The 14,028-nt window shown below is 32.7% G+C and carries 16 protein-coding genes; 15 read left to right on the top strand and 1 reads right to left on the bottom strand.

Features of this window, described 5'->3' with window-relative positions; translation table 11 throughout:
• Positions 1-155: 155 nt before the first annotated feature.
• The 5 genes from spxA to pepF all read left to right on the top strand — a co-directional run bounded on the left by spxA (position 156) and on the right by pepF (position 4,268).
• Complete coding sequence (spxA, locus tag JCM14209_RS05525) at positions 156-554, top strand: transcriptional regulator SpxA (RefSeq protein WP_025022561.1); 399 nt, start codon at positions 156-158, stop codon at positions 552-554.
• Between the two features lie 123 nt (positions 555-677).
• Positions 678-1,070 (top strand): adaptor protein MecA, encoded by a 393-nt coding sequence (locus JCM14209_RS10405; protein WP_051523394.1) that lies wholly within the window; start codon positions 678-680, stop codon positions 1,068-1,070.
• A complete protein-coding gene (locus JCM14209_RS10400; protein WP_051523392.1) occupies positions 1,064-1,438 on the top strand; it encodes an adaptor protein MecA in 375 nt (124 codons plus the stop codon). Before JCM14209_RS10405 ends, JCM14209_RS10400 begins: the two co-directional genes overlap by 7 nt.
• Positions 1,439-1,489: 51 nt before the next feature.
• Positions 1,490-2,473 carry a competence protein CoiA gene (locus tag JCM14209_RS05515; RefSeq protein ID WP_025022560.1) on the top strand — a complete coding sequence of 328 codons (984 nt, stop codon included), beginning with the start codon at positions 1,490-1,492 and terminating at the stop codon, positions 2,471-2,473.
• Positions 2,457-4,268: an oligoendopeptidase F gene (gene pepF, locus JCM14209_RS05510; RefSeq protein WP_025022559.1), complete on the top strand. Its 1,812-nt coding sequence runs from the start codon at positions 2,457-2,459 to the stop codon at positions 4,266-4,268. Before JCM14209_RS05515 ends, pepF begins: the two co-directional genes overlap by 17 nt.
• 26 nt (positions 4,269-4,294) lie before the next feature.
• On the opposite strand, the gene JCM14209_RS05505 is transcribed toward pepF, so the two are convergent.
• Entirely contained in the window at positions 4,295-4,888 is a 594-nt protein-coding gene (locus tag JCM14209_RS05505; RefSeq protein ID WP_025022558.1) for a DsbA family protein, read from the bottom strand.
• 160 nt (positions 4,889-5,048) lie between these two features.
• On the opposite strand from JCM14209_RS05505, the gene yjbM reads away from it, so the two are divergent.
• From yjbM to pstB (JCM14209_RS05455), 10 genes are all read left to right on the top strand, one after another.
• Positions 5,049-5,675: a GTP diphosphokinase gene (gene yjbM, locus JCM14209_RS05500; RefSeq protein WP_025022557.1), complete on the top strand. Its 627-nt coding sequence runs from the start codon at positions 5,049-5,051 to the stop codon at positions 5,673-5,675.
• 15 nt (positions 5,676-5,690) lie between these two features.
• Positions 5,691-6,497, top strand: coding sequence for an NAD kinase (locus JCM14209_RS05495; RefSeq protein ID WP_025022556.1), 807 nt, complete (start codon positions 5,691-5,693; stop codon positions 6,495-6,497).
• Positions 6,487-7,380, top strand: coding sequence for an RluA family pseudouridine synthase (locus JCM14209_RS05490; RefSeq protein WP_025022555.1), 894 nt, complete (start codon positions 6,487-6,489; stop codon positions 7,378-7,380). The genes JCM14209_RS05495 and JCM14209_RS05490 overlap by 11 nt, the downstream gene beginning before the upstream one ends.
• Positions 7,381-8,754, top strand: coding sequence for a magnesium transporter (mgtE, locus tag JCM14209_RS05485; RefSeq protein WP_025022554.1), 1,374 nt, complete (start codon positions 7,381-7,383; stop codon positions 8,752-8,754). It abuts the gene before it with no gap.
• A gap of 544 nt (positions 8,755-9,298) precedes the next feature.
• Complete coding sequence (locus JCM14209_RS05480; RefSeq protein ID WP_025022553.1) at positions 9,299-9,610, top strand: hypothetical protein; 312 nt, start codon at positions 9,299-9,301, stop codon at positions 9,608-9,610.
• Between the two features lie 162 nt (positions 9,611-9,772).
• Positions 9,773-10,636 (top strand): phosphate ABC transporter substrate-binding protein, encoded by an 864-nt coding sequence (locus tag JCM14209_RS05475; RefSeq protein ID WP_025022552.1) that lies wholly within the window; start codon positions 9,773-9,775, stop codon positions 10,634-10,636.
• A gap of 4 nt (positions 10,637-10,640) precedes the next feature.
• Positions 10,641-11,558, top strand: a complete 918-nt coding sequence (gene pstC / locus JCM14209_RS05470) for a phosphate ABC transporter permease subunit PstC (RefSeq protein ID WP_025022551.1) — start codon at positions 10,641-10,643, stop codon at positions 11,556-11,558.
• 4 nt (positions 11,559-11,562) lie between these two features.
• Complete coding sequence (gene pstA, locus JCM14209_RS05465) at positions 11,563-12,447, top strand: phosphate ABC transporter permease PstA (RefSeq protein WP_025022550.1); 885 nt, start codon at positions 11,563-11,565, stop codon at positions 12,445-12,447.
• A 5-nt stretch (positions 12,448-12,452) separates the two neighbouring features.
• Positions 12,453-13,250: a phosphate ABC transporter ATP-binding protein PstB gene (gene pstB, locus JCM14209_RS05460; protein ID WP_035520021.1), complete on the top strand. Its 798-nt coding sequence runs from the start codon at positions 12,453-12,455 to the stop codon at positions 13,248-13,250.
• A gap of 11 nt (positions 13,251-13,261) precedes the next feature.
• Positions 13,262-14,023, top strand: coding sequence for a phosphate ABC transporter ATP-binding protein PstB (pstB, locus tag JCM14209_RS05455; protein ID WP_025022548.1), 762 nt, complete (start codon positions 13,262-13,264; stop codon positions 14,021-14,023).
• Positions 14,024-14,028 lie beyond the last annotated feature (5 nt).

Below are 14,028 nucleotides of genomic sequence, written 5' to 3'. Positions count from 1 at the left end.
TATAATATTTTTATTTTTATTAAGTTATAACTAACAAAAAGTTAATTAATTTTTTTGGTAAATGCTATATCTTTATTTTAAATTTAGTTGTATAATATTCTTGTGAGATTATGTTATTCTAAAATATCCCAATAAGAAAGTGAGGGTTTAAAAATATGGTAACACTTTATACATCACCAAGTTGTACATCATGTCGTAAAGCACGTGCTTGGTTAGAAGAAAACAACATTCCCTACGAAGAACGCAATATTTTTGCCAATCCATTAAGTATTGATGAAATTAAACAAGTTTTACAAATGACAGAAGACGGGACTGAAGAAATTATTTCTCGTCGCTCAAAAGCTTTTCAAGATTTAAATATTGATATTGATGATATTTCAATTCAAAAATTATATGAATTAGTTGAAGCAAATCCAAGTTTATTAAGAAGACCAATAATTATGGATGATAAACGTCTTCAAGTTGGTTATAATGAAGACGAAATTCGTCGTTTCTTACCACGTGAAGTTCGGGCATTAGAATTAAGAAAAGCACAAGCTTTAGTAGATTTATAAGATAAAAGATAGAAGTTGAAACAAAGTTAATTCAACTTCTTTTTTTATGCTTTATTCTGTAATTTTGTCGAGTTTTTTGGTAACATTAATAGTAACTAGTATTTATGAAAGGCGGGCATTATTATGGAAATGTTTAAGATTAATGATAATACTATTCGTGTTATTTTAGATAAAGAAGATATTGCGGCTCGTGGAATTGAGGTATTGGATATCTTAGGCAATCAAAAGAAGTTAGAAGATTTTTTCTACTCAATTTTAGGTGAAGTGGATATGGATGAAGATTTTAAAGAAAATGACGCGGTAACATTTCAAATTATTCCTCGTGAAAATGATGGAGTTGAAATGATTATTACTAAAATCTTGAACGAAGATGAAATTCCAGGAAATTTTGGACAATTTAATGATGGCGATGATAGCAAGATCAAAGCCAAGAAATTTCTGATACTGAAGATACAAATGATACCAGTGATGCTGATGATTTTAAAGAAAATGTTCGCAGTTTATTTGAAATGTTAAATGATGAAGGCGTACAAACAAAACAAGTGGGGAGTCAAAAGCATTCTGAATTCGATGATGAAGAACAACTTATTAAAGATGAACATTATGTTGTAGAGTTTGATAACTTTGAAGATTTTATCTCCTTAGCCCAACGCCTTTATATTACGAATGGAGAAGAAGTTTTATTCAATTATAAAGATAAGTATTATCTAGAAGTGACATTATCAAAGCGTTATTATCCAAAATCTGAAATGATGAATATTAAAGCAATCACATTTGAATATGGTAAAGAAACAAAAGTTAGTCCGGCTTTATTAAAGGAACACGGCAAGCTAATCATTAGAGCAGAAGCTTTACAAACAGCTAGATACTATTTCAAAAAATAATTAAATTAAATCTCTTCTTACGTACTTTATTGTATGTAAGGAGGGATTTTTTTGTTATATGCACTGTCAGAAAATCAAAAAATTGTAGACGCTAAGCAAGCGACTCGAGGAAAAAAGTATCTTTGTCCAGGTTGTAAAAATAGGGTAACCTTACGCCAGGGACAAGCAAAAGTACCTCATTTTGCTCATCAAAAATTCCAATGTAATGTTTTTTCTGAAGGAGAATCAAAAGAACATTTACACGGAAAAAATATCTTAATGAAAATGGCACAACAGCAATACGAGACAGTAGAACTAGAAGCCTATTTATCAGATTTAAAGCAAAAACCGGATTTATTAATCAATAACAAAATAGCCCTAGAATTTCAGTGTTCACCAATTACTGTGGAAAAAATGGTAGCCCGGTCAAAAGGGTATGAAAAAAAGAATTTAAGATATTTTTGGTTTCTTGGACAACGTCACCGCTTAAAGAGGAAAATGACGCAGCAAATTGCGCAATTTTTGCACTGGCATCCAAATTTGGGATTTTATTTAATCTATGTAGATGTTGAAAGAAAAAAACTTAGTATTAATTATAATATTCAAATGGCAGATTTTTTAGATGTTAAATTTAGAAGTTATGAAACTAGTTCCTTTTCGGGATTAAAATTTCTGTTTAACCAAAAGAAATTAAGTAATTATTATAGCTTGAATATTAGACAGCAATCATTGCAAATGCAAAGATTGAATATAGGAAATTTTAAATCAACAGGAGTCTTTCGGGATATGCAGCGCTTGACGTATGAAAATGGGTTAATTTTTGAAAGGATGATTCCATTTTTAATACAAAAACATTTTGCCTATCCAATATTTCAGCAATACCATTTTGTTTGGCTAATAAAGAAGATTACAAAGCAAAATGCGAATGAGGCATTGTTTCAACTTCCGTTTGTTAATCTTGAAAAAATATTATTAATGTTTGAAAGTGAGAACAAAATCGAATATTATAATAGTAACTCAAGAATAAAGGTGGGGTTTGATGACACAAGAAATTAAGAAACTACCAAAAAGAAGTGAAGTTGATGAAAAATTAACTTGGGACTTAACAAAGGTTTTTGCAGATGATACTGTTTTCGAGCAAGAATTAAAAAACTTAAATGCTCAAATTAATGAATTTGCACAAGCTAAAGGAAGTTTGAGCAAGGATGCGCATCAATTTAAGAAGGTCTTGAATCAATACTTGGATCTAATGCGAAGATTTGAAAAAGCATACGTGTATGCAAGCATGAAAAATGACCAAGATACAGCAGATACAAAATATCAAGGATATCAAGAATTAGTAAGTGCGCAAGCAACAAAATTTGAAGAAGCAACTTCATGGTTTGAACCAGAATTAATGGCCTTACCCGAAGAAGTTTTAAATCAATACTATGAAAGTGAACCAGAATTAAATGAAACTAAACATTTTATTGATGGCTTACTTTTGATGAAAGCTCATACACTTGATGCTCAAAAAGAAGAAATGCTTGCATCTGCAAGTGAAATCTTCCAAACATCAGAAAATGTTTTTGAAATTCTTAATAATGCAGATCTGAAGTTCCCAATTGTTGAAGATGAAGAGGGGAAGCAAATTCAATTATCTCATGGAACATATGCAACTTTAATTCAATCAACTGACCGTAAAGTCAGAAAAGAAGCTTTTGAAAAGCTTTATGAAACATATGATCAATTTAAGCACACTTTTGCAACAACTTTACTTTCACATGTAAAGGGACATAATTTCAATGCAAAGATTAGAAATTTTGATTCAGCACGTCAAGCATCATTATATGCTAATCATATTCCAGAAAGTGTTTATGATACATTACTTAAGCAAGTACATAAGCATTTACCATTATTACATCGCTATGTTGCATTAAGAAAGAAGTTATTACATGTTGAAGAGTTACACATGTATGATATTTATACTCCAATTACTGGAAAAGCTCATTTGACATACACCTACGAAGAAGCTAAAAAAGAAGCACTTGAAGCTTTATCAGTATTAGGAAAAGATTATACCAAACATGTACAAGAAGCTTTTGATGAACGTTGGATTGATGTTGTAGAAAACCAAGGTAAAAGAAGTGGGGCATATTCATCAGGAACATATGATACAGCACCTTACATGCTTTTAAATTGGCAAGATAATCTTGAAAATCTCTATACATTAGTTCACGAAATGGGTCATAGCATGCATTCATGGTATACAACTCATAACCAACCATATCAATATGGAGATTATTCAATTTTCTTAGCTGAAATTGCTTCAACAACAAATGAAAATCTTTTAACAGATTACTTATTGAAGAAGTATCCACAAAAAGAAATTCAACAATACATTTTGAATCATTATTTAGATGGAGTTAAAGGGACAATTTTCCGTCAGGCTCAATTTGCAGAATTCGAACAATGGATTCACCAACAAAATCAAGCTGGAAATCCTTTAACAGCCAAAGAAATTTCAGAATATTATCAAAAATTAAACGAAAAATATTATGGACCAGATGTAATTAGTGATCCACAAATCGCCTTAGAATGGGCACGGATTCCCCATTTTTACTATAATTTCTATGTATATCAATATGCAACTGGCTTTGCATGTGCGAGTGCTTTAAGTCAAGCTATTTTAAGTGGGGATGCTACTAAAGTTGATGGTTACTTGGATTACCTTAAAGCTGGAAGTAGTGATTATCCACTTGAAGTTATGAAAAAAACTGGTGTAGATATGACCCAAGATAAATATTTGGAAGATGCATTTGACGTATTTGAAAAACGTTTGGATCAATTAGAAAAGAGTTTTGAAAAATAGTTATAAAAAAGGTTGAGATTTAATTCTCAACCTTTTTTTATTTTCATATATGGTTTTAATGGAGTTTGATGTTGTTCTAAAAGGATATCAGAAATTTTATTGAAAGCACTTAGGCCCTCAAAAGAATAAGCGTGGCATGATTCACATTTAGATGTTTGATAATCGTAGACAATTACAGTTGGTGGGGTAGAAACATTCATTTCACACGCTAAAATTTGATCGTTTTTAATTGATTTCATAGCTAGTTTTGAATAACGATCTTCATTAAACATTTCCCAGTCTAAATTGGACAAGGCTGCTATTTCTTTGACTAATTCAGTCGAATAACTGCGTTTATCAATAAAAATTGAACGTTGTAAATTCATTAAGAAGTTTCTTCCTCGTTTATTACCTTGAAAACAAGCAGCTTTAAAATCAAGGGCAGCTTGGTAAATGTCTTTTGATTGGCACTCAATTTTAGCTGGGCAAGTAGTGGTTTGATTAATTGTATGCATATTAATCAGAGGGATAAATTTATATTTTATTTTCTCACTAAAAGCTTCTTGTAATTGAAGCATTTGGGCTTCAGCTTCATAGCACTTATTGCCGAGGGGATTGATAAATAAGTAAAGCTCTAACACTAAAATTCCTCCTAAAAATTTACACTCAAGTCTTTAATATTACTTTAAACAAATTTTTTAAAGATTTCAAAGATTTTGTTTTTAACGTTGAAATTTAACAACGATTGTGAGTAATATGGTAAACTAATAAGGAATACAATAAAATTGGAGGGGATGCGCGATGGATTGGAGTAAATTTTTAAATCCTTACGAACAAACCGTAAATGAATTAAAACTTAAATTACGAGAAATGCGTAAGCAATATAAGCAACAAAAAAATCACGCGCCCATTGAATTTGTAACCGGACGCGTTAAATCAGTCGAAAGCATCGAAGAAAAAATGCAACGGCGCCAATTAACAGAAGATAGACTTGATGAGATGGAAGATATTGCTGGGGTTAGAATCATGTGCCAGTTTGTAGAAGACATATATCAAGTAGTTAGCGATTTACGTAAACGTAAAGATATGAAAATTACGGAAGAAAGAGATTATGTCACAAATAATAAGTCTAGTGGATACCGCTCATATCATATGGTAGTTGAATATCCCTTGCAACAAATTGATGGGGAAAAAATTGTGAAAGCTGAAATTCAAATTAGAACGTTAGCAATGAACTTTTGGGCTACAATTGAGCATTCATTGAATTATAAATATCAAGGAAACTTTCCTACAGAAATTGCCGAGCGATTAAAAAACGCGGCTGAAGCAGCATTTATGCTAGATAATGAAATGTCAAGAATTAACGAAAATATTAAGGAAGCTCAACAGTACTTTACTGAAAAGAAAAATTATAATAACCGAAAGTGATAGAGGTGTTAAGAAGTGAAAGTCGCAATTGTTGCAAATAATGTTCCACATACACAAAAAGTTAAAGATAGGCTTATCCAAAAGTTTATCGATCGTCATTTTGATATTGATCAACAAGCTCCTGATGTTGTAGTTACAATTGGGGGTGATGGAACGTTATTGTCGGCTTTTCATCAATATAAAGATCGAGTAGATAAGATTCGTTTTGTTGGGGTGCATACCGGCCACTTAGGATTTTATACTGACTGGAGAGATGATGAAATTGATGATTTAGTAGTCAGTTTGCAATCTGATAATGGTCAATCAGTTAGTTATCCGTTACTTGAAGTTCAAGTTAAATATCAAAATGAAGCGCAAAGAGAAGTGTATACTGCATTAAATGAAGTGGTATTACGACGTTCTGGGACAACAATGATGACAGATGTTTATATCGGAGGCGAATTTTTTGAACGCTTTCGTGGCGATGGGCTATGTGTCGCTACACCAACAGGGTCAACAGCGTATAATAAGTCACTTGGAGGAGCTGTAGTTCATCCTTCATTAAATGTGATTCAATTAACTGAAATCAGTTCAATTAATAATCGTGTTTTTAGAACATTAAGTTCACCGATGATTATTGCTCCTAATGATTGGATCACAATAGAACCAGAAGGAGCCGAAGACTTTATCTTATCTGTTGATTCGGATTCTTATCCAAAGTCTAAAATTACGGAAATTAAATTTAAAGTCTCAAAAAAGAAAATTCATTTCGCCAAATATCGCCATACACACTTTTGGCGGCGGGTACAAGATTCATTTATTGGTGATGGGTATGATAATTAAATTCGAAGTTAAAACAACAACTCCAATGAAATTAAAGACCTTTTTGAGAAATAAAAAAGTTTCACGGAGGTTATTAGCTAAAATCCGCTATGGTGGCGGAGAAATTTTAGTTAATCAACATTCTGGCAGAACAATCGATAAAGTAAATGACGGAGATATTGTTAGTCTACAGTTACCAAACGAAGAATTTAAACAACCAATCGAAGCTTCATACGTGCCAATTAAGATTTTGTATGAAGATGATAATTTCTTGGTTGTAGACAAGCCGCCTTTTGTTGCTTCAATTCCATCCCCGCTACACCGAACAGACTCAATGTTAAATCGGGTAGTTGGATACTATGCGTTGCAACAAAATAAAGATATCATCCCGCATGTTGTTTCTCGATTAGATCGCGATACTTCTGGGGCAATGCTGTTTGCCAAACATCGCTATGCTCACGCCTTATTAGATCAACAATTACAAAATCACTTGATAAAAAAATACTATACGGCGATTTTGACAAATAGACTAAATGAAAGCCATTTTAGTGTTAATTTACCGATTGACCGCAAGCCTGGGAGTTTGATTAAACGAGCTGTTTTGATGGATGGTAAATACAGTAAAACGGAGTATTGGGTAGAAAAACAAATAGGAGATATGGCAATCTGTAAGATTCGTTTACACACTGGCAGAACCCATCAAATCCGGGTCCATAGTGCGTATATTGGACATCCGCTTGTAAGTGACACCCTTTACGGTGGAAAAATAAAGATGCCATTGCAAAGACAAGCGCTGCATTGTAGTGAGATTAATTTTTGGGATGATTTTAAAGAACGCTTAATTAGTGTTCGCAGTGAATTGCCAAATACATTTAATAAATTAATTCAGAAAGGAGGAAAATAGATGTCAACTGAAATTCAAAATGAATTAGAAAAGATGAGAGTGAAAATCATTGCAAATCTTGACGAACAAAAAGCACACGATTTTCGGATTGCTTTTTTAGATTTACACGTTTATGAACAAGCTCAAATTTTTGCTGATTTGAATGTTGCCCAAAGAGCACGGGTTTATCGTTATTTAACGCCTGATGAAGTCGGGGAAATTTTTAACGTGAGTGAAGAAGAACCTGCTTTATTAGCTGGTTACTTTGAAGAAATGACGCCAAGATATGCAGCACAAGTGATTAATTCCATGTATACTGATAACGCAGTAGATATTTTAGCTTTTGCTAAAAAGAAAAACTTGGCTAAATATCTTAAATTGATTCCAAGCGAAGATGCCTCAGAAATTAGAGAAATGCTTCATTATGAAGATAAAACAGCTGGGGCAATCATGTCAACGGAATATGTTGATATTGTTGGAAATCAAACCGTACGTTCAGCGATGCATATTATTAAAAGTGAAGCTTTAGAAGCGGAAACCATTTATTACATTTATGTCATTGATGATGAAGAAAAATTGGTCGGTGTTTTAACGCTGCGAGATTTATTAACTAACGATGATGATATAATGATCAGTGACATTATGAATACTCCAGTAATGTCAGTTCAAGTTACTGAAGATCAAGAAGAGGTTGCACAAACAATTAAGGATTATAATTTTCTTGCTTTACCTGTAACTGATTACGATGATAAGTTAATTGGGATTATTAACGTTGATGATATTATTGATGTTATTGATGAAGAATCAACCGAAGATTTTTCTGGATTAGCCGGGGTTGATACGGAACAAGGAACTGATAATCCATTTATGAATGCGTGGACACGTTTTCGCAGTTCAGCGTTGCCGCTATTTTTAGGATTTATTACCATTTTGTTGGTGGAACATTATGAAAATTTAATTAATAAGGCAACAATTTTAGCAGTTTTTATTTCAATGATAACAGGGGCTGCTGGGAATGCCGGAACCCAAAGTTTAGCGGTGGCAGTTAAGCGAATTGCTAATAATGATGATCAAGAAACTTCATGGTTTAGCACAATTTTAAATGAAACCTTAACCGGAGTGATTGTTGGTTTTTGTTCGGGCTTAATTATTTGGGGAATTGTCGGTGTTTGGAAAGCAAATTTTGTTTTAGGATTTGTAATCGGAGTTGCAATGTTATGTGCGATTACCTTTGCCAATTTAGTGGGATGTGTTATTCCAATGCTAATGGATAAGGTTAATTTAAATCCTTCAATCGCGTCAGGACCATTTATTTCAACTTTAAGTGACGTTACTTCATTATTAATTTATTTTAGTTTTGCATCCATGTTTTTAAAATTCTTTATCGGACAATAAAAAAATCTGGTAAATATTTATCTAAGTTAGATAAGTATTTACCAGATTTTTTATTTCATGCGATAGTATTGAATGATTGTATGTAGTAATCGGAAAAATAAATAACATAATCCACAAGCGATTACCCAATAGAAAAATAACATAAATAATGGATATAATAGTTTTCCAGCACGAAATAGCGCAGCGATAAAATAGAATTCGTGCTTAATTGAACCTATTATTAGATGGAAAACCGTTATTAAAGTACCTAAAAAAATGCTTGCTTTGAGTTGTTTAACGTTAATAAATAGCATCATATATCTCCTAAAATATATCCTTTTATTATCATACTAAATTAAACGAAAATTCGCAAAATAAATTTAAATACTCATTGACAACGCTTACATTTGTGTTAATATAAGAGTGTAAGGTATTTAAAATTTTACCTTCTAATCAATTCTCTTTCTCTCTTATGTTGAGGCTGGACATGGTCCGGTCTCTTTTTTTTCTTTAAAATCCCTGTTAAAATAGGCTATAGAAACTATATGGAGTGAGGCGAGAATTAATGGCTAAAAGTAATGAAGTTTTGACGCTCATTGAAGAAATTACTCGAAATGATGGTAGTACTTATTTTGAAATTTCGAATATGGTTCAAAATGGACGCGCCGAATTAGCTGCGATTCGTGGGATGATTAAGAGTGTAAGGATTGTTCAATTAAACATTCCGCATTCTACTAATGTGATCAAGTATGAAAAGTATATTAATGAAAATTTTGAAATGCCACAAGAACAGTTTGATCATTATGATGAATGGGTAAAAACTCCCGAAATGCAAGAAATTGTAAATAAAATTTTGCGTGAAAATCACGTAGGATAAAGATTGTTTTTAAAAGGTTGGAATGAGAAATCCAACCTTTTTTATTTACACAATATTTACAAATGAAAAGAGTATCTTTACATAATCGCCCAAGAGTCTTTACAATCAATAGCTATACTAAAAATATATTATAAAAGTAAGAAAAAAGGTAGGAACAGTTTGATGAAAAGACTTATTAAACTTGGATTATTATTAACGTCTAGCTTAATAATTGCCGGATGTAGCAGATCACAAAGTGAAACTAAAGACATCACTATTGTTGGTTCAACAGCAATGCAACCAATGATTGAAATGGCAGCCGAAGAATATCAACAAACTCAAACCAAAACGCAATTAACAGTTCAAGGTGGCGGGTCAGGAACTGGATTAAGTCAAGTCCAATCAGGGGCAGTAACCATTGGAAATTCAGATATTTTTGCCAAGCAACAACCAGGAATTAAAGCCGATAAATTAATTGATCATCAGGTGGCCGTTGTTGGAATTGCACCGGTGATCAATAAAGAAGCAGGTATTAAAAATTTAACCTTAAAACAATTACAAGGCGTTTTCACAGGGAAATATAAAAACTGGAAACAAGTTGGGGGAAAAGATGTCCCAATTATTGTAATTAACCGCGCGCAAGGGAGTGGAACTAGATTTTCATTTGAAGCTGATGTTTTAGATGGAAAAGACGCAATTAATGCTCAAGAACAAGAATCAAGTGGAACTGTACAAAAAATGGTGCAAGCAACGCCAGGTTCAATTAGTTACTTATCATTTTCATATTTAAATAAAGATACAGTCCCAGTAATGATTGATGGTGTTAAGCCAACTCCCAAAAATGTTGTCGATAACAAATGGAAAATTTGGGCATATCAACACATGTACACTAAGAAAAATAGCGATCAAGCAACAAAAGATTTTATTAAGTACATGAATTCAGAAAAAATTCAAAAGCATTTAATTGAAAAATTAGGATATATTTCAATTGAAAAAATGCAGGTTCAAAAAGATGCTGATGGAAACGTAGAGATGATAAAGAGGTAAAACAATGAAAGACGAAATTCAAGCTCGGATATTAAAGAAATCAAAAGAATCTTACCAAGAAGTATGGGGCAAAAGTTTAGTTATTTTTTGTACCTTGCTGATTTGTATGTTGGTTATTTCAATTTTTGTATTTATTACAAGTAAAGGGTTAGCCACTTTTTTTGAAAATCATGCTAGCCTAAAGAATTTTTTTACTCAAAGTACTTGGAATCCAAATATGTCAGACAAAAATGGCAAACCTTTAGTAGGGGCCTTACCAATGATCTTAGGATCATTTGGCGTAACTTTATTGGCTGCGTTAATCGTTACCCCATTTGCAATTGGAACAGCATTATTTATGACAGAGTTATCATCCAAAAAGGTGCGTAACTTTTTACAAATGGTTATCGAATTGCTGGTCGGAATTCCTTCGGTAGTTTACGGTTTTATTGGATTAAACGTCGTGGTTCCGTTTATTCGTAATCATTTTGGCGGATCAGGATATGGAATTTTAGCAGGGGCTACTGTTTTATTTGTCATGACGCTGCCAACAGTTACATCTTTGACGGTCGATGCCTTAAAAGCTGTTCCTAAGCATTATCGCCAAGCTTCTCTTGCTTTAGGGGCAACACAATGGCAAACAATGTATCATGTTACTTTAAGATCAGCATCTTCAGGAATTTATACAGCAATTATTTTTGGAATGGCGCGTGCTTTTGGCGAAGCGCTTGCTGTTCAAATGGTAATTGGAAATGCATCATTATTACCAACAAGTTTATTAACGCCAGCGTCAACTTTAACTAGTGTGTTAACGATGGGGATTGGAAATACCGTGATGGGAACAGTGGGCAATAATGCACTTTGGTCATTAGCCTTAGTATTACTATTAATGTCACTATTCTTTAATGTATGTGTTCGAATGATTGGAAGAAAGGATAAATAATAAAATGAATAAGTTATTTAATCAAATCGCAATCAATATTATTCGGTTAATTGCATTTTTAGTGGTAATTTTATTAGCCTTATTAATTGGAAAAATTTTAGGCGATGGTCTACCACACGTTTCATTTAAATTCTTATTAACTCCAGCTAAGGCCTTTGAAGCTGGTGGTGGGATAAGTATTCAATTATTTAATTCATTTTACTTACTAGTATTAACATTATTAATCTCTTTTCCAATTTCACTAGGAGCTGGGATTTATCTTGCTAAATACGCTCCAAAAAACAAGTTAACAGAAATCATTCGGTTGACAATTGAAATTTTGAGTTCATTGCCATCAGTTGTTGTAGGACTCTTTGTCTTTTTAGTTTTTGTAGTTGAAATGAAGTTAGGATTTTCAATTATTGCCGGGGCAGTGGCTTTAACGTTCTTTAATCTACCATTGTTAACGCGTAATATTGAAGAAGCAATTGCGAGTGTACCGGATTTACAATTAGAAGCAGGATTAGCATTAGGATTATCTAAATGGAGAACCATCACGAAAATCATTTTACCAGAAAGTCTACCCGGAATTATTACAGGGATTGTTTTAAGTGCAGGGCGTGTATTTGGGGAAGCGGCAGCTTTGATTTATACAGCCGGACAAAGTGCTCCCGCGGTTGATTTTAGTAATTGGAATATTTTTGATGAAGCAAGTCCACTTAATGTATTACGTCCAGCAGAAACATTGGCTGTACATATTTGGAAAATAAATTCTGAAGGAATTATGGCGGATGCAAACCAAATTTCTGCAGGATCATCCGCGGTTTTGATTATTGTTATTTTAATTTTTAATTTAGGCGCACATTATTTAGGAAATTTAATTCATGCTAAATTAACATCATCGAGGTAATAATTATGCAATATAATTTAGAAGAAAAATACATTAAAAAATTTGATAATCCGGATACAACGGCAATTTCAACGGAGCATTTAGATGTTTTTTATGGAAGCAAACAAGCATTTTTTGATGGAAGTTTGGAATTTCAAAAAAATAAAATTACCGCATTAATTGGCGCTTCAGGATCGGGAAAATCGACATATTTGCGTTCATTAAATCGGATGAATGATAGTGTAGCGACAGTCAAAGGAAAGATTATGTATCGAGGTATTGATATTAATCGTCCTGATATCAACGTCTATGAAATGCGAAAGCAAATTGGGATGGTATTTCAACGACCAAATCCGTTTTCAAAATCAATTCGAGAAAATATAACATTTGGTTTGAAAGAAAATGGAATTAAAGATAAAAGTAAATTAGATGAAATTGTTGAAACAAGCCTAAAGCAAGCAGCCATTTGGGATGAAGTTAAAGATCGTCTTGATTCAAGTGCCTTAGCATTATCAGGCGGACAGCAGCAAAGATTATGTATTGCACGCGCAATTGCAATGAAGCCAGATGTTCTCTTGTTAGATGAACCAGCCAGCGCGCTTGATCCAATTTCGACATTAAAATTAGAAGAAACCTTGTTAGATTTAAAGAAAGATTTTTCAATGATTATCGTCACGCATAATATGCAACAAGCATCACGTATCAGTGATTATACAGGATTTTTCCACATGGGAAATGTAATCGAATATGATGCAACAAAGGATATTTTTACACGTCCTAAAATTCAACTAACAGAAGATTATATTTCAGGAAACTTTGGATAGGATGGATGAAAATGTTAGAAAATGAAATTATCACAACAAAAAACGTACACCTTTACTATGGTCAAAAAGAAGCACTAAAAGGTATTAATCTCAATTTTAAAGAAAAGGGAATTCACGCTTTAATTGGACCATCAGGTTGTGGAAAATCAACATATTTACGGACGTTAAACCGAATGAATGATATGATTGATAACGTTAAAATTACAGGTGATATTCAATTAAATGGTCAAGATGTTTATGATGAAAAGATGGATTTAGTTGAATTGCGTACACGAGTAGGGATGGTATTTCAACAACCAAATCCGTTTCCATTTTCAATCTATGACAATGTTACTTATGGATTAAAAATGGCCGGAGTAAAGGATAAAAATATCTTAGATGAAGCCGTAGAGACAAGTTTAAAAAAAGCAGCTATTTGGGATGAAGTTAAAGACGATTTAAAGAAAAATGCGCTTGCATTATCTGGAGGGCAACAGCAAAGAATTTGTATTGCCAGATTACTTGCAAATTCACCCGAGGTGATTTTACTTGATGAACCTACAAGTGCACTTGATCCAATTTCAACTGATAAAGTTGAAGAAATGCTTTTAACACTAAAAGATGATTACACATGTATTATGGTGACTCATAATATGCAACAAGCATCCAGAATTTCAGATACAACATCATTTTTCTTAGATGGAAATTTAATAGAAAGTGATACCACAAAAACAATGTTTCTTAATCCAAAAGAAAAACAAACAATTGATTATTTAAGTGGAAAATTTGGTTAGGAGTT

It is taken from the genome of Ligilactobacillus hayakitensis DSM 18933 = JCM 14209, from assembly GCF_000615845.1.
Lineage (GTDB): Bacteria > Bacillota > Bacilli > Lactobacillales > Lactobacillaceae > Ligilactobacillus > Ligilactobacillus hayakitensis.
Note: the sequence above shows the minus strand (reverse complement) of the source record. Positions and strands in the feature narration are given on the sequence as shown.

Coding starts and splice junctions, on each gene's coding strand:
- pstA (WP_025022550.1), top strand. CDS start 11,563: ATGAATAAGTTATTTAATCAAATCGCAATCAATATTATTCGGTTAATT.
- pstB (WP_025022548.1), top strand. CDS start 13,262: ATGTTAGAAAATGAAATTATCACAACAAAAAACGTACACCTTTACTAT.
- pstC (WP_025022551.1), top strand. CDS start 10,641: ATGAAAGACGAAATTCAAGCTCGGATATTAAAGAAATCAAAAGAATCT.
- pepF (WP_025022559.1), top strand. CDS start 2,457: ATGACACAAGAAATTAAGAAACTACCAAAAAGAAGTGAAGTTGATGAA.
- spxA (WP_025022561.1), top strand. CDS start 156: ATGGTAACACTTTATACATCACCAAGTTGTACATCATGTCGTAAAGCA.
- JCM14209_RS10400 (WP_051523392.1), top strand. CDS start 1,064: ATGTTAAATGATGAAGGCGTACAAACAAAACAAGTGGGGAGTCAAAAG.
- JCM14209_RS05490 (WP_025022555.1), top strand. CDS start 6,487: ATGATAATTAAATTCGAAGTTAAAACAACAACTCCAATGAAATTAAAG.
- pstB (WP_035520021.1), top strand. CDS start 12,453: ATGCAATATAATTTAGAAGAAAAATACATTAAAAAATTTGATAATCCG.
- mgtE (WP_025022554.1), top strand. CDS start 7,381: ATGTCAACTGAAATTCAAAATGAATTAGAAAAGATGAGAGTGAAAATC.
- JCM14209_RS05480 (WP_025022553.1), top strand. CDS start 9,299: ATGGCTAAAAGTAATGAAGTTTTGACGCTCATTGAAGAAATTACTCGA.
- JCM14209_RS05475 (WP_025022552.1), top strand. CDS start 9,773: ATGAAAAGACTTATTAAACTTGGATTATTATTAACGTCTAGCTTAATA.
- JCM14209_RS10405 (WP_051523394.1), top strand. CDS start 678: ATGGAAATGTTTAAGATTAATGATAATACTATTCGTGTTATTTTAGAT.
- yjbM (WP_025022557.1), top strand. CDS start 5,049: ATGGATTGGAGTAAATTTTTAAATCCTTACGAACAAACCGTAAATGAA.